The sequence below is a fragment of the Klebsiella sp. YJ genome (assembly GCF_002108615.1).
GTDB classification, from domain to species: domain Bacteria; phylum Pseudomonadota; class Gammaproteobacteria; order Enterobacterales; family Enterobacteriaceae; genus Klebsiella; species Klebsiella planticola.
Window position 1 is genome coordinate 26,200 of record NZ_MTEG01000006.1, and the last position, 24,012, is coordinate 50,211.

Below are 24,012 nucleotides of genomic sequence, written 5' to 3' on the forward strand. Positions count from 1 at the left end.
CGCCATGGGGATCTTCACCATTGCTCCCCGGCACCTTCGCTTCGCCATTAAATTAGCGTGTGCGGTGGTGCTGGCGTTATTCGTCGGCTTCCACTTTCAACTGGAAACCCCGCGCTGGGCGGTGCTGACGGCGGCTATTGTTGCCGCCGGTCCGGCATTCGCCGCCGGGGGAGAACCCTATTCTGGCGCCATTCGCTATCGCGGGATGCTGCGTATCGTCGGGACGTTTATCGGCTGTATTGCCGCGCTGGCGATAATCATTCTGATGATTCGCGCGCCGCTGCTGATGATGCTGGTGTGCTGTCTGTGGGCGGGTTTCTGCACCTGGATCTCCTCGCTGGTTCGCGTCGAAAACTCCTACGCGTGGGGGCTGGCAGGCTATACCGCGCTGATCATTATTATCACCATTCATACCGATCCGATGCTGGCGCCGCAGTTTGCCGTTGAGCGTTGCAGCGAGATTGTGGTGGGGATTGTCAGCGCCATCATGGCGGATCTGCTATTTTCCCCGCGCTCGATTAAGAAAGAGATCGATCTTGAACTGGATAACCTGCTGGTAGAACAGTACCGCCTGATGCAACTTTGTGTGGCGCATGGCGACAGCGAGGTGGTCGACAAAGCATGGGGGGCGCTGGTACGCCGGACTAACGCCCTGGAAGGCATGCGCGGCAACCTGATTATGGAGTCGTCGCGGTGGGCAAAGGTTAACCGCCGCCTGAAGGCCATTAACACCATCTCCCTGACGCTGATTACTCAGGCCTGTGAAACCTATTTAATCCAGAATTCACGCCCGGAAATGGTGACCGATGATTATCGCGAGCTGTTTGCCGAGCCGGTTGAAACCGTGCAGGACGTCCACCGACAGCTGAAGAGAATGCGCCGCTTTCTGACCTGGAAAGGGGAGCACAACACGCCGGTGACGATCTACAGCTGGGTGGGGGCGGCGACGCGCTATCTGCTGTTGAAACGCGGCGTGGTCGGCAATACCAAAATCAGCCGGATTGAAGATGAAGTGCTGCAGGATGAAGTGGTGATCAAAGCAGGGTCCGCCGAGCGTCATCATGCGATGGTCAACTTCTGGCGCACCTCCATCTCCTGCATCCTCGGTACGTTGTTCTGGCTGTGGACCGGCTGGACCTCCGGCAGCGGGGCGATGGTGATGATCGCCGTGGTGACCGCGCTGGCGATGCGCCTACCGAACCCGCGGATGGTGGCGCTCGATTTCCTCTACGGGATGCTGGTAGCCCTGCCACTGGGGGCGCTGTTTTTCCTCGTGATTATGCCCGCGACGCAGCAAAGCATGCTGTTGCTGTGCATCAGCCTGGCGGTGATGGCATTCTTCATTGGGATTGAAGTCCAGAAGCGCCGGCTGGGATCGATGGGGGCGTTGGCAGGCACCATCAATATTCTGGTGCTGGACAACCCAATGCAGTTTCAGTTCAGCCAGTTTCTCGATAGTGCGCTGGGACAAATCGTCGGCTGTTTCCTGGCGCTGATGGTGATTCTGCTGGTGCGGGATAACTCTCGGGAGCGTACCGGGCGCGTGCTGCTGAATCAGTTTGTTTCGGCGGCGGTCTCATCGCTGACCACCAACACCGCTCGTCGCAAAGAGAACCATCTTCCCGCGCTTTATCAGCAGCTGTTCTTACTGTTGAATAAGTTTCCCGATGACATTGCCCGTTTCCGCCTCGCATTGACGCTGATTATTGCCCATCAACGTTTGCGGGACGCGCCGGTACCGGTCAACGAAGATCTCTCGGCATTCCATCGCCAGCTGCGACGCACCGCGGACCATATGATATCCGCCAGCAACGATGATAAGCGGCGTCGCTATTTCGCCCGTCTGCTTGAAGAGCTGGACGTTTATCAGGAAAAACTGCAGGCCTGGGAGGCATCGCCGCAGGTGACCGAACCGGTCCGGCGGCTGGTGGAGATGTTGCGAAAATACCAGTACGCCTTCACCAATCACTAACTCCCTGAAACCGACGCTGAAGCGTCGGTTTTTTTATCACTATACTTAATCGTCGGGGATATTCGCGTTTCGTTCAGGGAAGCAGGGAAAGAAACCCCGGCGCGTGCAAGTATGGGCAGTATTGGCGGGTGGCAATAGCGCGATGTTGACAGGGTGTGGGCGATGACTATCTATACATTTGATTTTGATGATATAGCCGATCAGCAGGATTTCTATCGTGAGTTTTCACAGAGCTTCTCGCTCAACCGCGAGCAGGTGAACAATCTGGACTCACTGTGGGAAGCCGTAACCGGCGGTCTGCTGCCGCTGCCGCTGGAGATTGAGTTTATTCACTTAAGCGATAAGCAGCGTCGGCGCTTTGGCGCCTTGATATTGCTGTTTGATGAAGCGGAAGAAGAGCTGGAAGGGGAGCTACGGTTTAACGCCAGGCAGGCATAAAAAAGCCCCCGACGGGCGGGGGCAAGTCGTCGGACAAGACGACGAGGGTTTATTTGTACAACTCAGCTGTAGCGTGCCAGCTATCGCCGGTACGGGCTTCAATAATACGGTAGCTGCTGGCGCCTTCTTTTTCGGCTTTAGCCGCCAGTTCATGGCGCATATCCATCGGGGCGCTGCCTACCTGAGAAACAGAGATGGTGCCCATCGACTGCAGGTTTTGAGCTTGTTCCGCGTTGACCTGATGTACGGCGGCACTCGCGCCGAAGGAGAGAACGGAAGCCAGGCCCAGGGATGCGATGATCATTGAACGTTTCATAATCTTTACTCCAACCATTTGTTGCAGCGGCGGGAGGCTTTATATGGGCCTGGGCCGCTGGAAATTATTCGTATTGAGTTTGTAACCGACAATCATTACGTCTTATTTATAAAGCTCTGCCGTAGCGTGCCAGTGGTCACCGGTACGGGCTTCGATGATGCGATAAGAAGATGCACCTTCTTCCTGAGCTTTTTTGTTCAGCATTTCATGCATATCCATCGGGGAAGAACTCACCGCGCCGACGGAAATGGTACCGATTGACTGACGGCCTTGTGCCTGATCGCTGTTGATAGAGTCAGCGGCGAAAGCGCCAAATGACAGAACAGACAGGATGCTTAGTGCAGCGACAGTTGTTTTGATTTTCATGATGTTCACCTCGTCGAATCTTATTATTGAGGGCTCTTCGTTTCGTGACCCTCATCACAAAATCAAGTATACACTAATCACCAAAAATATTAATACCCTGCTAATGGTTGTATGAGTAAATAATTACAAAGAATTGTCGTTTTTATAACATATAAGAATTAGAAATGTCATTTACTCGCCATTCAGGTTTGATATAGCGATTAAAATCATATAGATAGGGTGTTTTGATATTTTGTGCGCTTCCGGCGAGTTCATTCGGTAAAAGTATGTATAGAGGCCGAAAACCACACTAAATGTTAAAGAAATGCAATATTTTTGAAAAGACCCTCTGGTGGGAACCAGAGGGGAGGCTCTCAGAGTTCCTGTTCAAACAGAACGAGAATGGCGTCGTACAGATCTTTGACGGTGAAGCCTCTGGCCGGGGTCGTAAAGATGGTGTCATCCCCGGCAATGCTGCCGAGAATCCCTTCCGCTTTGCCGAGAGAGTCCAGCAGGCGAGCAATCAGCTGCGCTGCGCCCGGGCTGGTATGGATAACCACGACGGCATCGTTATAGTCGATATCCAACACGAGGTTTTTCAGCGGGCTGGAGGTCGTCGGAACGCCAAGCTCGGCAGGCAGGCAATAGACCATCTCCATTTTGGCGTTACGGGTACGAACCGCGCCAAATTTTGTCAACATGCGGGAGACTTTCGATTGGTTGATATTATCGAAACCTTCTTCCTGCAGCGCCTGGACGATTTCACCTTGAGAGCTGAACTTTTCTTCTTTAAGCAGCAGTTTAAACGCTTTAACCAGTTCTTCTTGTTTTGCCGAACTTCGCATAAGTCACCCAAATTATGGTGGTAAAAACAACATCATTATGCATAGTAATGAATTTTTATGCAAATAATCCGCAGGGGGATAAAGTAAATAATGTTATGAAGGGGGCATATTTTAGCAAATAACCCTGCTAAGGAACATGCCTTCATCACAGCGCGTAAATCGCTGTAAAAGTAAACTAAATGTTATGAGAATGATGTTGTTTTGCCGAGTGAGCTGGGTGTATTGTAACCAACAGTCGATCCGGTACTACGTTTTGCTGGATGGTCAGTCTCAGGGATGAAAATGCGAAGCGGATGCATCGCTGCGCACCAGAACGCATTCTTCAACCATACTTATTGTAATTGTTCATCTTGTGAATTAAGGTCCAGGCGACGGAGTAACGAAAGACTATATTAACCATAATAAGGAGTTTAGGATGAAAGTTGCAGTCCTCGGCGCCGCTGGTGGAATCGGCCAGGCGCTTGCCCTACTACTTAAGACCCAACTGCCTTCAGGTTCAGAACTCTCGTTGTACGACATTGCTCCGGTCACGCCGGGCGTGGCGGTTGATCTTAGCCATATCCCTACCGATGTAAAAATCAAAGGTTTCTCCGGTGAAGACGCAACTCCGGCGCTTGTTGGGGCTGATGTGGTGCTGATTTCCGCTGGCGTAGCCCGTAAGCCAGGCATGGATCGCTCCGATTTATTTAACGTTAACGCTGGTATCGTGAAGAACCTGGTACAGCAGATAGCGAAAACCTGCCCGCAAGCCTGCATCGGTATCATTACTAACCCGGTGAACACGACGGTGGCTATTGCGGCAGAGGTGCTGAAAAAAGCGGGCGTGTACGATAAGAACAAACTGTTTGGCGTTACCACGCTGGACATCATCCGTTCAAATACCTTTGTGGCTGAGCTGAAAGGTAAATCCGCATCCGACGTTGAAGTGCCGGTTATTGGCGGCCACTCCGGCGTGACCATCCTGCCGTTATTGTCGCAGATTGCTGGCGTGAGCTTCAGTGAGCAAGAAGTTGCCGATCTGACTAAACGCATCCAGAACGCCGGCACCGAAGTCGTTGAAGCCAAAGCCGGTGGTGGTTCTGCCACGCTTTCTATGGGGCAGGCGGCCGCCCGCTTTGGTCTTTCCTTAGTGCGTGCGATGCAGGGCGAGAAAGGCGTGGTCGAATGCGCTTATGTTGAAGGCGATGGCCAGTACGCGCGTTTCTTCTCACAGCCGTTACTGCTGGGCAAAAACGGCATCGAAGAGCGTCAGTCGTTCGGTAAGCTCAGCGCCTTTGAGCAACAGGCGCTGGAAGGCATGCTCGATACGCTGAAGAAAGATATCGCCCTGGGCGAAGATTTCGTCAATAAATAAAATGGCGATGCGATAAAAAAACTGGAGCCGCGGCTCCGGTTTTTTTATGTCGGTCAGTTGGTCGCCGGATATTCCTGAACGGCGATATGCAGAGTGATTTTTTTGTCATCGCGCATGATAACCACCGGAATTTCGGAGCCTGGGCGGATTTCCGCGACCTGGTCCATGGTTTCGAGGGCGGAAACCGCCGGTTTGTCATTCACCGAAATGATCACATCGTTGGCGCGGATACCGGCCTGAGCCGCCGGACCATCCGGAGCAACGTCATTAACCACAATCCCCTGCAGCTGATCGATGCCGCCGCCCTGAGCATGCAGCGGCGCAATCTCGCGGCCGCTGATACCGATATAACCGCGGATCACGCGGCCATCGCGGATCAGCTTATCCATGATCTTGGTTGCCAGCTGGAAGGGAATCGCAAAGCCGATCCCTTCCGGCGTTTCACCATCATTACTTTTATCAAATGACAGCGTGTTGATACCCATCAGTTCGCCCAGCGAGTTCACCAGCGCGCCACCGGAGTTGCCGTGGTTGATTGATGCATCGGTTTGCAGGAAATTTTGCCGTCCGGTAGGGTTCAGGCCGATACGACCGGTAGCGCTGATAATCCCTTGAGTAATCGTCTGACCGAGGTTGTAAGGGTTACCAATCGCAAGGACGACATCGCCGATATGCGGCACTCGTTTCGGGTTGATAGGGATGACCGGCAGGCCGGCATTGGCGTTAATTTTTAATACCGCCAGGTCAGTCAGGGTGTCAGAGCCAACCAGTAACGCTTCAAAAACACGACCATCCTGCAGGGCGACAATAATCTGATCCGCATCATTAATGACGTGTTTGTTGGTCAGGATGTAACCACGTTGGTCCATGATAACGCCGGAGCCCAGAGTCAGCTGATTATGGCTGGTACCGTTCAGCGCGCGATTATAGACGTTGACCACCGCAGGGGCAGCGCGGCGAACGGCAGAATTATAGCTGGCGGGCGACTCGTCCGCGCTATCGTACTGGGTTGTTGTCGACAGATGCCATTGACGCAGCGAAGGCATTACGGCCAGAAGCAGGCCTCCGACGATCAAACCAATGAGTACAGAACGTAAAAACTTTCCAGGCATGATACCGGTATCGTTGATGGATGGACATGCGCAGCATAACACGAGTTATCCGGACATCGCACTGCGGGCGATGTCCGGAAATGCGTGTTATCGCAGCAGCAGATAGATGCTTTCGTTACCGCGAATGACGTTCAGGGCGATGACCGCCGGCTTGCTCTCCAGCACTTTACGTAGTTCGGCAATAGAGCGCACGCGCTCGCGGTTCAGGCCGATAATAATATCGTCCTTGTGCAGGCCAACCTGCGCCGCCGGGCTTCCTTTATCGACATTGTCGACGGCGACGCCTTTAGTGCCGTCTTTCATCTGACCGTCGCTCAGCGATGCCCCCTGAAGCGCAGGGATGATGAGATCGGCGCTGGCGGTAGACGAGGTGCTCTTATCCAGAGTGACTTCGACATCCAGCGGTTTCCCGTCGCGCAGCAGGCCCAGCTTCACTTTGGTGCCCGGCTCGGTCGTGGCAATTCGCGAACGCAGCTCGGCAAAGCTGCTCAGCGGTTTACCGTTCATGCTGACAATCACGTCGCCGGACTTAATCCCGGCTTTCGCCGAACCTGAATTCGGTAAGACTTCGCTGACGAAGGCCCCGCGCTGAGCTTCGATATTCATCGCTTTAGCAATATCCGCGCTCATTTCCATGCCCTTAATTCCCAGCAGGCCGCGTTTGATTTCGCCAAACTGGATCAGCTGTTGAGCGAGGGTTTGCGCCATATTACTCGGAATGGCAAAGCCAATGCCGACGCTGCCGCCGCCTGGCGCCAGAATCGCGGTGTTGATACCAATCAACTCGCCGTTCAGGTTCAGCAGCGCGCCGCCGGAATTACCCCGGTTAATAGAGGCATCGGTCTGGATAAAGTTCTCCAGCCCTTCAAGGTTCAGACCGCTGCGACCGAGTGCGGAAATAATGCCGGATGTGGCGGTCTGCCCGAGGCCAAATGGATTACCGACGGCCACGGCGAAATCGCCAACGCGAAGTTTATCGGAATCGGCGATCGCGATTTGCGTCAGATGGCTGGGGTTTTGTAATTGCAGCAGGGCGATATCGCTCTGATCGTCGCTGCCGACCAGCTTCGCATCAAATTCGCGCCCATCGTTGAGCTGAACACTGATTTTCTGTGCCTGGCTGATCACGTGATTATTAGTTAATACATAGCCTTTGGCGGCATCGATGATTACCCCGGAGCCCAGGCCTTCAAAAGGCTGAGCCTGCTCCTGCGGCGCATTGTCGCCAAAGAACTTTTTCAACTCTTCCGGCATGTTTTGCGTGGGGGCGGCGGTCCCTTCAACCTGGACGCTCACGACCGCGGGCAGCACTTTTTCCAGCATCGGCGCAAGGCTTGGCAAAGCCCCCTGACCGGGTACCTGCGTGGGTAACGATGCCGTCGCCGTAGGTAAAACCGACAACGATAACCCGATGCTTAACGCTAACGCACTCAACAGCAAAGTCTGTTTCTTCATTAGTTGCTGGCTCTCGTAACCTGAGGTGTATGGAAAAACGTCCCGAATGGCCTGATGTTATTGAATTTTCAACCGGCTAACAATGCGGTCAATGATTAAATAATAGCTGGGATGTGGGGTTGAGGCGGGCGCAGGGAGTGCGCCCGGATAATATTTTTGCTGGCAGGGATAAATCAGTCGCGTTTTGCACCACCGCGCAGCAGGCCGGATGCGCCTTCAGAATAATCGCGCGGCATCTGGACCGGTGCCTGATCGTTGCCGGCTTCTGATTCCGCCAGACGATTGCGGAACGGGTTTGCGTCCGCCATGGTATCCGGCAGCAGACTGCTGGAGCTTTTTGCCATGTGCTGATACAGCTGGCGATAATCATCGGCCATGTTATCCAGCAGTTCAGCGCTGCGGGCAAAATGACTGACCAGCTCTTCACGATACTCTTCAAGCTCTGTTTTATTCTTTTCCAGTTCGAACTGCAGCGCCTGTTGTTGACGTAATTTGCGGTTGCCAAAACGCATGGCGACGGCACCGATGATGATACCGACAACTAGCCCAATTAGCGCATATTCCCAGGTCATGTACATCTCCCGTTGTTTTGTGGTTCCGTAGGGTGGCTGTAAGGCTCTCCGCCTGCGCCCGATAGTGCCACTATAACCGCTAATTCCACAGAAGTGGAATCCTGGCGTATCATCGCGTAGTGTAGAACGGCCTTTTTTTCGTCAATCGTGAGCTTCAGCATTACGGTTTTCAAGGAATAACAATTAGATCATGCAAAGCCTGTCCCCAACATCGCGTTACCTTTTAGCTCTCAAAGAGGGCAGCCATCAACCTGACGACGTCCAGCAAGAAGCGGTAAGCCGCCTCGATACTATCTATCATGAACTGCAGAATAAACCTGTTCCGGCGCCGCAAAGCAGCGGCCTGCGGGCAAAATTCGGCAAGCTGCTGGGTAAGCGTGAACCTGCCGTCGAGACGGCTGCCGTACGTGGCCTCTATATGTGGGGGGGCGTCGGGCGAGGGAAAACCTGGCTGATGGACCTTTTTTATCATAGCCTGCCTGGCGATCGTAAGCAGCGCCTGCACTTCCATCGCTTCATGCTGCGCGTCCATGAAGAGCTGGTGGCCCTGCAGGGGCACAGCGACCCGCTGGAAATCCTCGCCGACCGCTTCAAGGCGGAAACCGACGTTCTCTGTTTCGATGAGTTTTTTGTCTCCGATATTACTGACGCCATGCTGCTGGGCGGCCTGATGAAAGCCCTGTTCGCACGTGGCATCACGCTGGTGGCCACCTCGAACATCCCGCCAGATGAGCTCTATCGCAACGGCCTGCAGCGCGCCCGCTTCCTGCCCGCGATCGATGCGATTAAACAGCATTGCGACATTATGAATGTGGACGCGGGCATTGATTACCGCCTGCGCACGCTGACGCAGGCCCACCTTTGGCTGTCGCCGCTCGATGCGCAGACGCAGCAGCAGATGGATAAACTATGGCTGGCATTAGCGGGTGCGAAACGCGAGCAGACGCCGACGCTGGAAATTAACCATCGACCACTCCCGACATTAGGCGTCGAAAACCAGACGCTGGCGGCCTCGTTTGCCACATTGTGCGTGGACGCGCGCAGCCAGCACGATTACATCGCGCTTTCGCGCCTGTTCCATACCGTCATGTTATTTGATGTACCGGTGATGACGACGCAGCTGGAGAGCGAAGCCCGGCGGTTTATCGCCCTGGTGGATGAGTTCTACGAGCGGCACGTTAAGCTGGTTGTCAGCGCCGCGGTGCCGCTGTATGACATTTATCAGGGAGAGCGACTGAAGTTTGAGTTTCAGCGCTGCTTATCGCGCCTGCAGGAAATGCAAAGCGAAGAGTATTTGAAACGCCCGCATATGCCTTAACTGGCGGGCTTTCCCCCGCGCATCCTGTTGCCAGGGCACAAGGATATCGCACGGCAACGCGCCGTCGAAAAAAGCAGGTTCAAATCACATAAAGGGGTCGATCTTTGGCCCCGACTTCTCTATAATCTTGCGACCCCACGTTACAAGAAGGTTTTTTTCCCAAAACTTTCTATAGTGCCGGCATAGGCTATTCGAAGGGGTAGGTTTGCTGGACAATGTCGTGTGAACCTCAACTGACTAAACGTTTGGGTGTTCACCAACGTGTAACTTATTATTTGGGTAAGCTTTTAATGAAAACTTTTACAGCTAAACCAGAAACCGTAAAGCGCGACTGGTATGTTGTTGACGCGACCGGTAAAACTCTGGGCCGTCTGGCTTCTGAACTGGCTCGTCGCCTGCGCGGTAAGCACAAAGCGGAATACACTCCGCACGTCGATACTGGTGATTACATCATCGTTCTGAACGCAGAAAAAGTTGCTGTAACCGGCAACAAGCGTGAAGACAAAATGTATTACCATCACACCGGCCACATCGGTGGTATCAAAGAAGCGACCTTTGAAGAGATGATTGCTCGCCGTCCTGAGCGTGTGATTGAAATCGCGGTTAAAGGCATGTTGCCAAAAGGCCCGCTGGGTCGTGCTATGTACCGTAAACTGAAAGTTTACGCGGGTAACGAGCACAACCACGCGGCACAGCAACCGCAAGTTCTTGACATCTAATCGGGATTATAGGCAATGGCTGAAAATCAATATTACGGCACTGGTCGCCGCAAAAGTTCCGCAGCTCGCGTTTTCATCAAACCAGGCAGCGGCAAAATCGTTATCAACCAGCGTTCTCTGGAACAGTACTTCGGTCGTGAAACTGCCCGCATGGTAGTTCGTCAGCCGCTGGAACTGGTCGACATGGTTGAGAAACTGGATCTGTACATCACCGTTAAAGGTGGTGGTATCTCTGGTCAGGCTGGTGCGATCCGTCACGGTATCACCCGCGCTCTGATGGAGTATGATGAGTCCCTGCGTGGCGAACTGCGTAAAGCTGGCTTCGTTACCCGTGATGCTCGTCAGGTTGAACGTAAGAAAGTCGGTCTGCGTAAAGCACGTCGTCGTCCTCAGTTCTCCAAACGTTAATTGTTTTCTGCTTATGCAGAACAATTTGCGAAAAAACCCGCTTCGGCGGGTTTTTTTATGCATAAACCTGCGGTTATCCACAAGGAAATCGCCTGTTTTTACCACTTTTTCAGCATTTCCAGAATCCCCTCACCACAATGCCTTCAAGATCTGGTAAACTATCATCCAATTTTCTGCCCAAATGCTGGTGATTGTTCATTTTTTGTTTTTTAGGCATAAACAATAATGACTTCACGCGAATGGGGTTTTTACATCTGGCTGGCCACGCGTGGCTGGTAGCAGTACAAAAATTCTGAATATACCTGGAGGTTTTCATGGCTGTCGCTGCCAACAAACGTTCGGTAATGACGCTGTTTTCTGGTCCTACTGACATCTATAGCCACCAAGTCCGCATCGTGCTGGCAGAAAAAGGTGTTAGTTTTGAGATAGAGCACGTGGAGAAGGACAACCCACCTCAGGATCTGATTGACCTCAACCCGAATCAAAGCGTACCTACGCTGGTGGATCGTGAGCTCACTCTGTGGGAATCCCGCATCATTATGGAATATCTGGATGAGCGTTTCCCGCATCCACCGTTAATGCCGGTCTATCCGGTAGCGCGTGGAGAAAGTCGTCTGTACATGCAGCGTATCGAGAAAGACTGGTATTCGTTGATGAACACCATTCAGACCGGTACCGCCGCGCAAGCGGATACCGCACGTAAACAGCTGCGTGAAGAGCTGCAGGCGATCGCGCCTGTCTTCACTCAGAAACCTTACTTCCTGAGCGATGAGTTCAGCCTGGTTGATTGCTATCTGGCGCCGCTGCTGTGGCGTTTGCCGGTTCTCGGTGTTGAAGTTATTGGTGCCGGCGCGAAAGAGCTCAAGGGCTATATGACTCGCGTCTTTGAACGTGATTCCTTCCTCGCTTCTTTAACTGAAGCCGAGCGTGAAATGCGTCTCGGTCGGGGCTAACCGATGGATGTATCGCAGCTAACGCCGCGTCGCCCGTACCTACTGCGGGCGTTCTATGAGTGGCTGCTGGATAACCAGCTGACTCCACACCTGGTTGTGGATGTGACACTGCCAAACGTACAGGTTCCGATGGAGTATGCGCGCGACGGGCAAATCGTTCTGAATATTGCTCCGCGCGCCGTGGGTAATCTGGAACTGGCTAATGACGAAGTACGCTTCAACGCGCGCTTCGGCGGTGTCCCGCGTAACGTTTCCGTGCCTATGGCTGCCGTACTGGCTATCTATGCTCGTGAAAACGGCGCGGGTACCATGTTCGAGCCTGAAGCGGCTTACGATGAAGAGGTCAGCACTCTGAATGATGACGATGCATCGGTAAGCAATGAAAGCGAGACGGTCATGTCGGTGATCGACGGCGATAAGCCGGATCATCATGATGATGACCCGGATGATACGCCGCCGCCGCCGCGCGGTGGGCGTCCGGCGCTGCGCGTCGTGAAATAATCCAGCAGGTCGTGGATTTCATATTGCAGGCCCTTCGGGGCCTGTTCTGTTATCTACGCCGCCAGCATGGCATTCTTGTGTTAAGATGGTTCGGTCGTCACTTGCTGTCACACATCACACATGGTCCCTATGAGCGCATTTGATCCCCAGACAGAAGAAGCATCCACCCCCATCGGTAACAGCCTGCACCGCCGCCCTCTGGCGCGCAAAAAGCTGTCGGAGATGGTAGAAGAAGAGCTCGAGAATATGATTCGCCGCCGTGAGTTTGCCGAAGGCGAGCAGCTACCTTCTGAACGTGAGCTGATGACTTTTTTCAACGTCGGGCGACCTTCTGTGCGCGAAGCTCTGGCCGCGTTAAAGCGTAAAGGACTGGTGCAGATTAACAACGGTGAACGCGCCCGCGTCTCCCGGCCTTCTGCCGACACCATCATTGGCGAACTTTCGGGGATGGCGAAGGATTTTCTCTCTCACCCCGGTGGGATCGCGCATTTTGAACAGCTGCGTCTGTTTTTCGAGTCCAGCCTGGTCCGCTATGCAGCGGAGCACGCCAGCGACGAGCAGGTTGCAAAGCTGGAGCAGGCGCTGAAGATCAACAGTCAGTCGCTGGATGATAACGCGCTGTTTATCCGTTCAGACGTTGAATTTCACCGCGTGCTGGCGGAAATTCCCGGTAATCCTATCTTCCTGGCTATCCATGTCGCCCTGCTGGACTGGCTCATCGCCGCACGCCCTACCGTCCCGGAGCACGAGCTTCACGAACATAATAACGTAAGCTATCAACAACATATCGACATCGTTGATGCGATCCGCCGCCATGATCCTGATGAGGCCGATCGCGCCCTGCAGACCCACCTCAATAGCGTTTCCGCCACCTGGCACGCCTTCGGCCAGAAAAAACAATCACGTAAGTAACAAGACCGATCGTCTGGATCCTCGTTTAGTGAAGCCGATCGCATAATAAGCGTTCCCTATGAGGTCTTCGCGCAACTCGTCTGGTATAACAGGTATAAAGGTACACAGTTAATCATAACAAATAGCATACGAGGTGAGATATGGCGGTTAATTTACGTGGAGTCATGGCAGCGCTGCTTACGCCGTTTGACGGGGAACAAAAGCTGGATAAAGAGAGTCTGCGCCGGCTGGTACGTTTCAATTTGAGTCAGGGAATCGACGGGTTGTACGTTGGCGGTTCGACCGGTGAAGCTTTTGTGCAAAGTAGTGCAGAACGTCAGCAAGTGCTGGAGATCGTAGCGGAAGAAGCGAAGGGAAAAATGACGCTGATTGCCCATGTTGGCTGCGTCAGCACGCTGGAGAGCCAGCGACTGGCTGAAGCTGCGGAGAGCTATGGCTATGATGCCGTGTCCGCCGTCACGCCGTTCTACTATCCCTTCAGCTTTGAAGAGCACTGCGCCCACTACCAGGCCATTATTGATTCAGCCAATGGCTTACCGATGGTGGTCTACAACATCCCGGCACTGAGCGGCGTGAAGCTCTCCCTGGATCAGATCAATACGCTGGTGAGGCTGCCGGGCGTGGGGGCATTGAAGCAGACCTCAGGCGATCTTTACCAGATGGAGCAGATCCGCCGGGCGCATCCGGATCTGGTGCTTTACAACGGCTATGACGAGATTTTTGCTTCTGGCTTGCTGGCCGGCGCCGATGGCGGGATCGGTAGCACCTATAACATTATGGGCTGGCGCTATCAGGGGATCGTGAAAGCGCTGCGGGCGGGCGATATAGCGGAAGCGCAAAGGCTGCAGTGTGAATGCAACAAGGCGATCGATCTGCTGATTAAAACCGGCGTATTCCGGGGGCTGAAAACCGTGCTGCACTACATGGATGTGGTCGCTGAACCGCTATGTCGCAAACCGTTCGCTCCGGTTGCTGAGCAGTTCTTGCCGGAGCTGAAAGCGCTGGCGCAACAGCTGCAGCAGGAGAAAGCGCGGCTGGCTTGAGGCTAGCGGTTTCCCCGCCGCATTGTGCGAGCGGGGATATTCCCGGATGGAGGCGCTATGCGCCCGGTCCGGGTCACAACACGGTCTATATCGGGTGCGGTGATAGCGACATCTGGTATGGCAAACCAAGCGTGGGTCTGACCCATCGCGGGAGAGTAAAATGATCGCAACGACCGAGAACATCCCGTGGTATCGCCATCTCAACCGGGCGCAGTGGCGGGCTTTCTCCGCCGCCTGGCTGGGATATTTGCTTGATGGTTTTGATTTTGTCCTGATTGCCCTGGTGTTGACAGAAATCCAGGCTGACTTTGGTCTGACAACCGTAGAGGCGGCGAGTCTGATCTCAGCCGCCTTCATTTCTCGCTGGTTTGGCGGCCTGATGCTGGGCGCAATGGGCGATCGTTACGGACGGCGGCTGGCCATGGTCACCAGTATTATTCTCTTTTCCGTCGGCACGCTGGCCTGCGGCTTTGCCACCGGTTTTACCACCCTGTTTATCGCCCGTCTGGTGATTGGCATGGGGATGGCGGGGGAATATGGATCCAGTGCGACCTATGTCATTGAAAGCTGGCCAAAGCAGCTGCGTAACAAGGCCAGTGGTTTTCTGATCTCCGGCTTTTCCGTCGGGGCGGTGATTGCCGCGCAAATCTACAGCCTGGTGGTACCGGTCTGGGGATGGCGTGCGCTCTTTTTCATTGGCATCGTGCCGATTATTTTTGCGCTGTGGCTGCGGAAAAACATCCCGGAAGCCGAAGACTGGAAAGAGAAGCATCAGGGTAAGGCGCCGGTGCGGACCATGGTGGATATCCTCTATTGCGGTAAACACCGGGCGATCAATATTTTCCTGACCATTGTGGCGGCGACGGCGCTGTGGTTCTGTTTCGCCGGCGAGCTCAACAATGCCGGAATCGTGGTCGCACTGGGGCTGCTCTGCACCACGATCTTTATCAGCTTTATGGTGCAAAGCAGCGGTAAACGCTGGCCAACGGGCGTGACGCTGATGGTAGTCGTCCTGTTCGCCTTTCTCTATTCATGGCCTATCCAGGCGCTTTTGCCCACCTATCTTAAAACGGAGCTCGCTTACGATCATACGACCGTGGCGAAGGTGCTGTTCTTCAGCGGTTTTGGTGCGGCGGTCGGCTGTTGCGTCGGCGGTTTTCTCGGTGACTGGCTGGGAACGCGCAAAGCCTATGTCTGTAGCCTGCTGGCTTCCCAGCTGTTGATTATTCCCGTCTTTGCTATCGGCGGCACCAACGTGTGGGTGTTGGGACTGTTACTGTTCTTCCAGCAGATGCTTGGGCAGGGGATCTCCGGGATCTTGCCTAAATTGATCGGCGGCTATTTCGATACCGATCAGCGTGCTGCGGGCCTGGGTTTTACCTATAACGTCGGGGCCTTAGGTGGGGCGATCGCGCCGATTCTCGGTGCGCTGATCGCGCAGCGGATGGATCTGGGCACGACGCTGGGATCGCTCTCTTTCGGCCTGACCTTTGTGGTGATCCTGCTTATCGGGCTGGATATGCCCTCGCGTGTTCAGCGCTGGATCCGCCCGGAAGCGGTGCGAACTCACGATGCGATTGATGGCAGGCCCCTGAGCGGCGCAGTGCCGTTCGGTGCCGGTAAAAGTGAATTAATGAAAACCAGGTAATCTGCGCCCGGCCCTCGGGCCGGGCATTGAGCATACTCAGGGAGTTATTATGTCTTTGCTTGAACAACTGGATAACCGCATCCACGCCAGCGGCGGGTTAATTGTCTCCTGTCAGCCGGTCCCCGGTAGCCCGCTGGATACGCCGGCGATTGTCGCGGCGATGGCGCTGGCGGCCGAACAGGCCGGGGCGGTGGCATTGCGTATCGAAGGCGTTGAGAATCTGCGTGCGACCCGCGCAAGGGTGACCGTACCCATTATCGGTATTCTCAAACGTGACCTCGATGATTCGCCGGTACGCATTACCCCATTTTTAGAGGATGTTGATGCTCTGGCGCAGGCGGGGGCGGATATTATTGCTTTCGATGGTACCCGTCGGCCGCGCCCGGTGGCGGTGGAAGCCCTGCTGGCCCGTATCCATCAGCAGCACAAGCTGGCAATGGCCGACTGTTCATCCGTGGCAGATGGGGTGTTCTGTCAGCAGCTCGGTACGGAAATTATCGGCACCACCCTGTCGGGGTATACCACGGCGCACACGCCGGAAGAGCCTGATTTGGCGCTGGTACAGGCGCTACACGCAGCGGGCTGTCGGGTGATTGCCGAAGGGCGCTACAACACGCCAGCGCAGGCGGCAGAGGCCATGCGTCACGGCGCCTGGGCGGTGACCGTAGGCTCCGCCATTACGCGGCTGGAACACATTTGCGAGTGGTACAATACGGCGCTGAAAAAGGCGGTGCAATGACGACGCTGGCGATTGATATTGGCGGCACCAAGCTAGCCGCCGCACTGATAGACAGCCGATTGACCCTCCTGGAGCGACGTGAAGTCCCCACGCCAGCCAGTCAGACGCCGGCGGCATTAGCTGCCGCGCTGGCGGCGCTGGTGGCCCCTCTCTCGACGCGCGCGGATCGTTTTGCTATCGCCTCCACCGGCATCATTCGGGACGGCATTCTGACGGCCATCAATCCAGAAAATCTGGGAGGACTGGCGCATTTTCCCCTGCAGGCGTGTTTATCCGACCTCACGGCGTTGCCCGGTATTTCCCTCAATGATGCTCAGTCCGCAGCATGGGCGGAATATCATGCGCTGCCGGAGAAAGTCAGCGAGATGCTCTTTTTGACCGTTTCAACCGGCGTTGGCGGGGGGATCGTCAGCCAGGGCAGGCTGCTGACCGGTCGCGGAGGTCTGGCCGGTCATTGTGGCCATACGCTGGCGGATCCTGATGGACCACTCTGCGGCTGCGGCCGGAAAGGCTGTGTCGAGGCTATCGCTTCCGGGCGCGGCATCGCGGCGGCGGCCGGCGGTGAGCTCAGCGGGCTGGATGCAAAAGCGATATTTGCTCTGGCGAGCGAGGGACACCCGCAGGCGGAGATATTGATTCAGCGATCGGCACGTACGCTGGCCCGACTGATTGCTGACCTGAAGGCCGTTACGGACTGCGCCTGCGTTGTGATCGGCGGCAGTATCGGTCTTGCAGGCGGCTACCTGCCGCGGGTTGAGAAGTACTTGTCACAAGAACCTGCGGTCTATCATGTTCCGCTGCGGGAAGCTTACTATCGGCATGATGCGGGCCTGTTAGGGGCGGCATTATGGGCACAGGGAGGAAAGGTATGATTCTGGGTCATCTACGGCAGCCTTCGCATGCCGGTCTTCCGGCGGTTCTGGTCCGGGCTATCGCCCTGGCGCAGGCCCACGATCTGCACACTATCGCCCCCGGGCGTTATGAGCTGCAGGGCGACAATGTATTGATGAACGTCATGCAGTTTCATAGCGGTGTGCCGGAAGAGAAAAAAGCCGAACTGCATAGCCAGTTTATCGATATCCAGATTTTACTGGCGGGGGAGGAACGGATCTTTTATGGCGTGGCGGGGTCGGCCTGTGAGTGCGAAGAAGCGCATCCTGATGAGGATTATCAGCTTTGTCGTCGGATACGCGGGGAACAGGTACTGACCTTGCATCCGGATATGTTTGCGGTTTTCATGCCCGATGAACCACACAAACCCGGTTGCCAGGTCGGGCACAGCGCCGGGATTAAAAAAGTGGTCATTAAGGTCCGCGCCGCTCTGCTGGCATGATAAAAAAGCCCGCGGGCTTGCGCCAGCGGGCTCTGTCAGAGACCCGGACAGACAGTTTATCCGGGTTTATTGATTACACTTCCAGGTAGTTCAGGATCCCGTCAGCCGCTTTACGACCTTCGGCAATCGCCGTCACCACCAGATCGGAACCGCGCACGATATCGCCGCCGGCAAAGATTTTCGGGTTACTGGTCTGGAATGCGTTTTCATGGCCTTCCGGCGCAATAATACGGCCCTGAGAATCCAGCTCAACGTCGTGCTTCGCCAGCCACTCCATGCTGTGCGGGCGGAAACCAAACGCCATCACCACCGCATCTGCCGGGACCACGTGCTCGGAGCCTGCGACGATCTCCGCACGACGACGCCCCTTGGCATCCGGTTGGCCCATCTCGGTACGCGCCATTTTCACGCCGCACACTTTGCCGTTAGCATTCACTTCTACGCCCAGAGGCTGAACGTTGAACTGGAACTCGACGCCCTCTTCACGCGCGTTTTTCACTTCGCGTTTGGAGCCCGGCATGTTTTCTTCGTCGCGACGGTAGGCGCAAATAACGTGAGTCGCGCCCTGACGTACGGAAGTACGCACGCAGTCCATCGCGGTGTCGCCACCGCCGAGAACCACCACGCGTTTGCCTTCCATATTGACGTAAGGCTCGCTTGCCGTTTCGCCAAAGCCCATGGTCTGCTTGGTGTTGGCAATCAGGAACGGCAGCGCATCAAAGACACCATTCGCGTCTTCGTTTTCCAGCCCGCCACGCATGGACTGATAGGTCCCCACGCCGAGGAACACGGCGTCGTAATCTTTCAGCAGATCGTCAAGCTGAACGTCACGGCCCACTTCGATATTGAGTTTGAACTCAATCCCCATGCCGGTGAAAATTTCACGGCGGCGGGTCATCACCTCTTTTTCCAGCTTAAACGCCGGGATACCGAAGGTCAGCAGGCCTCCGATTTCCGGATGGCGATCGAATACCACGGCTTTGACGCCGTTGCGGGTCAGGACGTCTGCGCAGGCCAGTCCTGCCGGACCAGCACCGACGATCGCCACCGTTTTACCGGTTGGTTTCACGCCGGAGAGGTCCGGGCGCCAGCCCATCTCGAACGCTTTATCGTTGATATAGCGTTCGATGTTGCCGATAGTCACCGCGCCGAACTCGTCGTTCAGCGTACAGGAGCCTTCGCACAGACGGTCCTGCGGGCAGACGCGCCCGCAGACTTCCGGCAGGGTGTTGGTCTGATGCGACAGTTCTGCCGCTTCAAAAATACGCCCCTCATTGGCCAGCTTCAGCCAGTTCGGGATGTAGTTATGGACCGGACATTTCCATTCGCAGTACGGGTTGCCGCAGGACAGGCAGCGGTCTGCCTGGGCTTTGGCCTGGCCTTCTGAAAACGGCTCGTAAATTTCTACAAATTCAATTTTACGGATCTTCAGCGGTTTCTTTGGCGGATCAACGCGCTGTAAGTCGATAAACTGGTATACGTTCTGGCTCATCTGAATTCCTTACTGCGCCTGCACACGCAGCTCTGCTGCGCTACGACTACGGTGACCCAACAGTGCTTTAACATCGCTGGACTTTGGTTTAACCAGCGCGAATTTCGCGGCAAAAGCCGGCCAGTTGGCCAGGATCTCTTCGCCACGAGACGAACCGGTAAGCTGCACGTGTTCGGTAATCAGACCACGCAGGTGCTCTTCATGGATAGCGAGAGAGTCAACGCCCAACACTTCCACCAGTTCCGGGTTCACACGTTTACGGAAATCGCCGTCTTCATCCAGGACGTAAGCAAAGCCGCCGGTCATCCCTGCGCCAAAGTTGACGCCGGTTTTACCCAGTACGCAGACGATGCCGCCGGTCATGTATTCGCAGCCGTTATCACCGATGCCTTCTACCACGGTAATGGCACCGGAGTTACGCACCGCAAAACGTTCGCCTGCGCGGCCTGCTGCGTACAGACGACCGCCGGTCGCGCCGTACAGACAGGTGTTACCGATGATGCTCGCTTCGTGACTGCGGAAGGCGGAGCCCACCGGAGGACGGATTGACAGCAGACCGCCTGCCATCCCTTTACCCACGTAGTCGTTCGCGTCACCGGTCAGATGCAGTTCTACGCCGCCGGCGTTCCACACGCCGAAGCTCTGGCCTGCGGTACCGCTGAAGTGCGCGGTAATCGGGTCTGCCGCCAGCCCCTGATCGCCGTGGGTCTGGGCGATATAGCCGGACAACGACGCGCCAACGGAGCGATCGGTATTACGGATATCGAACCAGAAGGTTTTGCTCTGCTTGCTGTCCACGAACGGTTTTGCCTGCTGCAGCAGCTGCGCGTTCAGCACGCCGTTATCAAACGGCGGGTTGCTTTCGGTGCAGTACAGCGCTTTCCCCGGATGCGGCTCGGCGGTTTCCAGCAGTTTGCTCAGATCCAGCTTCTGCTGCTTCGCGGTAAAGCCATCCAGCACTTTCAGCAGGTCGGTACGGCCAATCAGATCCACCAGACGCTTCACGCCAAGCTCAGCCATCAGCTCGCGGGTTTCGCGGGCGATGAATTCAAAGTAGTTGGTCACCTTGAACGGCAGGCCGTGATAGTGGTTCTTACGCAGTTTGTCATCCTGAGTGGCTACGCCGGTTGCGCAGTTGTTCAGGTGGCAGATACGCAGATATTTACAGCCGAGCGCGACCATCGGGCCCGTGCCGAAGCCGAAGCTTTCTGCGCCAAGAATCGCCGCCTTGATGATGTCGAGGCCGGTTTTCAGGCCGCCATCCACCTGCAGACGGATCTTGTGACGCAGACCGTTAGCCACCAGCGCCTGTTGGGTTTCCACCAGACCCAGTTCCCACGGACAACCGGCGTATTTCACGGAGGAGAGCGGGCTGGCCCCCGTACCACCGTCGTAACCGGCGATGGTGATAAGATCGGCATAGGCTTTGGCCACGCCGGTGGCGATGGTGCCGACGCCCGGTTCGGAAACCAGCTTCACGGAGATCATCGCTTTCGGGTTGACCTGTTTCAGGTCGAAAATCAGCTGCGCCAGATCCTCGATAGAGTAAATATCGTGGTGCGGCGGCGGTGAAATCAGGGTCACGCCCGGGACCGAATAGCGCAGTTTGGCAATGTACGGCGTGACTTTGTCACCCGGCAGCTGCCCGCCTTCGCCCGGCTTCGCGCCCTGAGCAACTTTAATCTGGATAACGTCGGCGTTGACCAGGTAAGCCGGAGTGACGCCGAAGCGACCGGAAGCGACCTGTTTAATACGCGACACTTTGTTGGTGCCATAGCGCGCCGGGTCTTCGCCGCCTTCGCCGGAGTTAGAGAAGCCGCCGATGCTGTTCATCGCTTCCGCCAGCGATTCATGAGCTTCCGGGCTTAACGCACCGATAGACATGGCGGCGGTATCGAAGCGTTTGAACAGCTCTTTGGCCGATTCAACGTGGTCGATGCTGATGGCGTCATCGCCAGGATTCAGCGCCAGCAGATCGCGCAGCGTTGCGGCCGGGCGTTCATTTACCAGGTTCGCATATTGCTGATAGTCGTGGTATTCACCGCTCTGAACCGCCTGCTGCAGCGTGCGGACTACGTCCGGGTTGTAGGCGTGATATTCACCACCGTGAACATATTTCAGCAGACCGCCCTGATCCAGCGGCTTACGGACCAGCCAGGCGCGTTTAGACAGATTCAGCAGATCCTGCTGGAAGTCATCAAAGCCCGCGCCGCCGATGCGGCTGACAACGCCGAGGAAGCACAGGTCGGAAACCTCACGATGCAGGCCAACCGCTTCGAACAGCTTCGAGCAGCGGTAGGAGGCGATGGTCGAGATGCCCATCTTAGACATGATCTTGTACAGGCCTTTGTTGATGCCGTTACGGTAGTTCAGCATCACTGTACGGTAGTCTTTCTCAATGGCCTTGTTATCGACCAGCTTCGCCAGCGTTTCATAGGCCAGGTACGGATAGATAGCCGTGGCGCCGAAGCCCAGCAGCACCGCGAAGTGGTGCGGGTCACGGGCGCTGGCGGTTTCAACGATAATGTTGGCATCGCAGCGCAGGCTCTTATCCACCAGGCGGGTTTGAATCGCGCCTACCGCCATCGGTGCCGGAACCGGCAGACGATCTTTGGCGATATTACGATCGGAGAGCACCAGCAGAACGGTACCGTTACGCACCATCTGTTCGGCTTTATCACACAGCGCCTTCACCGTGTCGGCCAGCGAGGTTTCCGCGGCGTTAAAGGTGATATCCAGCGTATCGGCGCGATAGTGCTCCTCTTCCATGGTGGTGAGCTGTTTGAAATCGGAGTACAGCAGGATCGGCGATTTGAAGCTCAGGCGGTGCGCCTGGCCTTCCGCTTCGCAGAAGACGTTCATTTCACGGCCGATGCTGGTGGCCAGCGACATCACGTGGGCTTCACGCAGCGGGTCGATCGGCGGGTTGGTAACCTGCGCGAACTGCTGACGGAAGTAGTCGTAAATGATACGCGGCTGGCTGGAGAGCACGGCAAACGGGGTATCATCGCCCATTGAACCGACCGCTTCCTGGCCGTTTTCGCCCAGAACGCGCAGGACGGAGTCCAGCTCTTCTGCGCTGTAGTTAAACTGTTTCTGGAAGCTGGCGAGGGTGTCATCATCCAGCTGACGGCTGCCAACCTCTTCGTCAGGCAGATCTTCGAACGGCACCAGGCGACGGACGTTTTTCTCCATCCACTCTTTGTAAGGGTGGCGGCTTTTCAGGTCATCATCGGTTTCCGCAGAGTGCAGAATACGTCCGCCGCGGGTATCGATAACCATCAGTTCGCCCGGGCCAACGCGGCCTTTTTCGACGACTTCGTCAGGCTGGTAATCCCAAATCCCGACTTCTGAAGCGCAGGTGATCAGCTTGTCTTTGGTGATGACGTAGCGCGCCGGGCGCAGGCCGTTACGATCGAGGTTACAGGCGGCATAGCGGCCGTCGGACATCACGATGCCCGCCGGGCCATCCCACGGCTCCATATGCATGGAGTTAAAATCAAAGAAGGCGCGCAGCTCCGGATCCATATCCGGGTTGTTCTGCCAGGCTGGCGGTACGAGCAGACGCATGGCGCGCACGATATCCATCCCGCCGGCCAGCAGCAGCTCAAGCATGTTATCCATGGAGCTGGAGTCGGAGCCGGTTTCGTTCACGAACGGTGCCGCATCGTGCAGGTCCGGAATTAATGGCGTCTGGAACTTGTAGGTACGCGCGCGCGCCCACTGGCGGTTGCCGGTGATAGTGTTGATTTCGCCGTTGTGCGCCAGGTAGCGGAACGGCTGTGCCAGCGGCCAGCGCGGTACGGTGTTGGTGGAGAAGCGCTGGTGGAACAGGCAGATTGCCGACTCCAGACGCAGGTCCGCGAGGTCCAGGTAGAAGCGCGGCAGGTCAGCCGGCATACACAGACCTTTGTAAATGTTCACCAGATTCGACAGGCTGCAAACGTAGAAATCTTTATCTTCCTGCAGACGCTTTTCAATGCGGCGACGGGCGATGAACAAACGACGTTCCATATCGCGCGGGCGCCAGCCTGCCGGGGCGTTAACAAAAATTTGTTCAATACGGGGCAGCGAGGAGAGGGCGATTTCACCGAGAACCCCTTCGTTGGTCGGCACTTCGCGCCAGCCGACGATGGACAGGGTTTCACGTTGTAGTTCTTCTTCAACGATGCGGCGTGCCGTAGCCGCCAGTTCAGGATCTTTATTAAGGAACAACATCCCGACGGCGTAATTTTTGGCTAAACGCCAGCCGCGCTCTTCCGCAACGATACGGAAGAAACGGTCAGGTTTTTGCAGCAGCAAGCCACAACCGTCGCCGGTTTTACCATCGGCAAGGATCGCGCCGCGGTGCTGCATTCGGGCCAGTGCGTGTATAGCGGTACGCACTACCTTGTGGCTAGGTTCGCCTTCTATGTGGGCGATCAGGCCGAAACCACAGTTATCCCTCTCAAGGGATTTATCGTACAACATATCAGTGAACCTCCCCAGGCTCTACGGGACACCCTCCGATACCGATTGCGCACGGGCACAGAAAGAG

The 24,012-nt window shown here is 55.8% G+C and carries 22 protein-coding genes; 14 read left to right on the top strand and 8 right to left on the bottom strand.

Features of this window, described 5'->3' with window-relative positions; all coding sequences use genetic code 11:
• The first annotated feature begins 4 nt into the window (after nt 1-4).
• Complete coding sequence (gene aaeB, locus BV390_RS07460; RefSeq protein ID WP_046853409.1) at nt 5-1,972, top strand: p-hydroxybenzoic acid efflux pump subunit AaeB; 1,968 nt, start codon at nt 5-7, stop codon at nt 1,970-1,972.
• Nucleotides 1,973-2,134: 162 nt separating this feature from the next.
• Nucleotides 2,135-2,410, top strand: coding sequence for a barstar family protein (locus BV390_RS07465; protein WP_032690548.1), 276 nt, complete (start codon nt 2,135-2,137; stop codon nt 2,408-2,410).
• Nucleotides 2,411-2,459: 49 nt separating this feature from the next.
• Here BV390_RS07465 and yhcN-B read toward each other — a convergent pair whose 3' ends face one another.
• From yhcN-B to argR, 3 genes are all read right to left on the bottom strand, one after another.
• The gene (yhcN-B, locus tag BV390_RS07470) at nt 2,460-2,726 is read right to left on the bottom strand and encodes a DUF1471 family stress response protein YhcN-B (RefSeq protein ID WP_004868249.1); all 267 of its coding nucleotides are present in this window, start codon (nt 2,724-2,726) and stop codon (nt 2,460-2,462) included.
• Nucleotides 2,727-2,828: 102 nt separating this feature from the next.
• Entirely contained in the window at nt 2,829-3,092 is a 264-nt protein-coding gene (gene yhcN, locus BV390_RS07475; protein WP_004868247.1) for a peroxide/acid stress response protein YhcN, read from the bottom strand.
• A 353-nt stretch (nt 3,093-3,445) separates the two neighbouring features.
• Nucleotides 3,446-3,916 carry a transcriptional regulator ArgR gene (argR, locus tag BV390_RS07480; protein WP_004868245.1) on the bottom strand — a complete coding sequence of 157 codons (471 nt, stop codon included), beginning with the start codon at nt 3,914-3,916 and terminating at the stop codon, nt 3,446-3,448.
• 415 nt (nt 3,917-4,331) lie between these two features.
• Between argR and mdh the strand changes: the two genes are divergently transcribed.
• Nucleotides 4,332-5,270 carry a malate dehydrogenase gene (mdh, locus tag BV390_RS07485; RefSeq protein ID WP_004868243.1) on the top strand — a complete coding sequence of 313 codons (939 nt, stop codon included), beginning with the start codon at nt 4,332-4,334 and terminating at the stop codon, nt 5,268-5,270.
• 53 nt (nt 5,271-5,323) lie between these two features.
• On the opposite strand, the gene degS is transcribed toward mdh, so the two are convergent.
• The 3 genes from degS to zapG form a co-directional block, all read right to left on the bottom strand.
• The gene (gene degS / locus BV390_RS07490; RefSeq protein WP_032690699.1) at nt 5,324-6,382 is read right to left on the bottom strand and encodes an outer membrane-stress sensor serine endopeptidase DegS; all 1,059 of its coding nucleotides are present in this window, start codon (nt 6,380-6,382) and stop codon (nt 5,324-5,326) included.
• Nucleotides 6,383-6,469: 87 nt separating this feature from the next.
• Nucleotides 6,470-7,837, bottom strand: coding sequence for a serine endoprotease DegQ (degQ, locus tag BV390_RS07495; RefSeq protein ID WP_085396770.1), 1,368 nt, complete (start codon nt 7,835-7,837; stop codon nt 6,470-6,472).
• A gap of 173 nt (nt 7,838-8,010) precedes the next feature.
• Entirely contained in the window at nt 8,011-8,409 is a 399-nt protein-coding gene (gene zapG, locus BV390_RS07500) for a Z-ring associated protein ZapG (protein ID WP_004868227.1), read from the bottom strand.
• 190 nt (nt 8,410-8,599) lie between these two features.
• Here zapG and zapE point away from each other — a divergent pair, with 190 nt between their 5' ends.
• The 11 genes from zapE to nanQ all read left to right on the top strand — a co-directional run bounded on the left by zapE (nt 8,600) and on the right by nanQ (nt 17,983).
• A complete protein-coding gene (zapE, locus tag BV390_RS07505; RefSeq protein ID WP_032690550.1) occupies nt 8,600-9,727 on the top strand; it encodes a cell division protein ZapE in 1,128 nt (375 codons plus the stop codon).
• A 290-nt stretch (nt 9,728-10,017) separates the two neighbouring features.
• Nucleotides 10,018-10,446, top strand: coding sequence for a 50S ribosomal protein L13 (gene rplM, locus BV390_RS07515; protein ID WP_004868222.1), 429 nt, complete (start codon nt 10,018-10,020; stop codon nt 10,444-10,446).
• Nucleotides 10,447-10,461: 15 nt separating this feature from the next.
• Nucleotides 10,462-10,854: a 30S ribosomal protein S9 gene (gene rpsI / locus BV390_RS07520; protein ID WP_003025138.1), complete on the top strand. Its 393-nt coding sequence runs from the start codon at nt 10,462-10,464 to the stop codon at nt 10,852-10,854.
• A gap of 314 nt (nt 10,855-11,168) precedes the next feature.
• The gene (sspA, locus tag BV390_RS07530) at nt 11,169-11,807 is read left to right on the top strand and encodes a stringent starvation protein SspA (RefSeq protein ID WP_004868218.1); all 639 of its coding nucleotides are present in this window, start codon (nt 11,169-11,171) and stop codon (nt 11,805-11,807) included.
• 3 nt (nt 11,808-11,810) lie between these two features.
• Nucleotides 11,811-12,308: a ClpXP protease specificity-enhancing factor gene (gene sspB / locus BV390_RS07535; RefSeq protein ID WP_032690551.1), complete on the top strand. Its 498-nt coding sequence runs from the start codon at nt 11,811-11,813 to the stop codon at nt 12,306-12,308.
• Nucleotides 12,309-12,428: 120 nt separating this feature from the next.
• Nucleotides 12,429-13,220 carry a transcriptional regulator NanR gene (gene nanR, locus BV390_RS07540; protein WP_015585646.1) on the top strand — a complete coding sequence of 264 codons (792 nt, stop codon included), beginning with the start codon at nt 12,429-12,431 and terminating at the stop codon, nt 13,218-13,220.
• Nucleotides 13,221-13,360: 140 nt separating this feature from the next.
• Complete coding sequence (gene nanA / locus BV390_RS07545) at nt 13,361-14,263, top strand: N-acetylneuraminate lyase (protein WP_032690552.1); 903 nt, start codon at nt 13,361-13,363, stop codon at nt 14,261-14,263.
• A gap of 160 nt (nt 14,264-14,423) precedes the next feature.
• On the top strand, nt 14,424-15,911 hold the full coding sequence (locus BV390_RS07550; RefSeq protein WP_032698721.1) for an MFS transporter: 1,488 nt from the start codon (nt 14,424-14,426) through the stop codon (nt 15,909-15,911).
• Between the two features lie 49 nt (nt 15,912-15,960).
• Nucleotides 15,961-16,650 (top strand): N-acetylmannosamine-6-phosphate 2-epimerase, encoded by a 690-nt coding sequence (locus tag BV390_RS07555; protein ID WP_032690554.1) that lies wholly within the window; start codon nt 15,961-15,963, stop codon nt 16,648-16,650.
• The gene (gene nanK, locus BV390_RS07560; protein ID WP_085396772.1) at nt 16,647-17,522 is read left to right on the top strand and encodes an N-acetylmannosamine kinase; all 876 of its coding nucleotides are present in this window, start codon (nt 16,647-16,649) and stop codon (nt 17,520-17,522) included. Before BV390_RS07555 ends, nanK begins: the two co-directional genes overlap by 4 nt.
• Entirely contained in the window at nt 17,519-17,983 is a 465-nt protein-coding gene (gene nanQ / locus BV390_RS07565; protein ID WP_032697428.1) for an N-acetylneuraminate anomerase, read from the top strand. The genes nanK and nanQ overlap by 4 nt, the downstream gene beginning before the upstream one ends.
• Before the next feature lie 73 nt (nt 17,984-18,056).
• Here the strand turns inward: nanQ and BV390_RS07570 are convergent, their stop codons facing one another.
• A complete protein-coding gene (locus tag BV390_RS07570) occupies nt 18,057-19,475 on the bottom strand; it encodes a glutamate synthase small subunit (RefSeq protein ID WP_032697430.1) in 1,419 nt (472 codons plus the stop codon).
• Between the two features lie 9 nt (nt 19,476-19,484).
• A complete protein-coding gene (gene gltB, locus BV390_RS07575) occupies nt 19,485-23,945 on the bottom strand; it encodes a glutamate synthase large subunit (RefSeq protein ID WP_049266964.1) in 4,461 nt (1,486 codons plus the stop codon).
• Between the last annotated feature and the right edge of the window lie 67 nt (nt 23,946-24,012).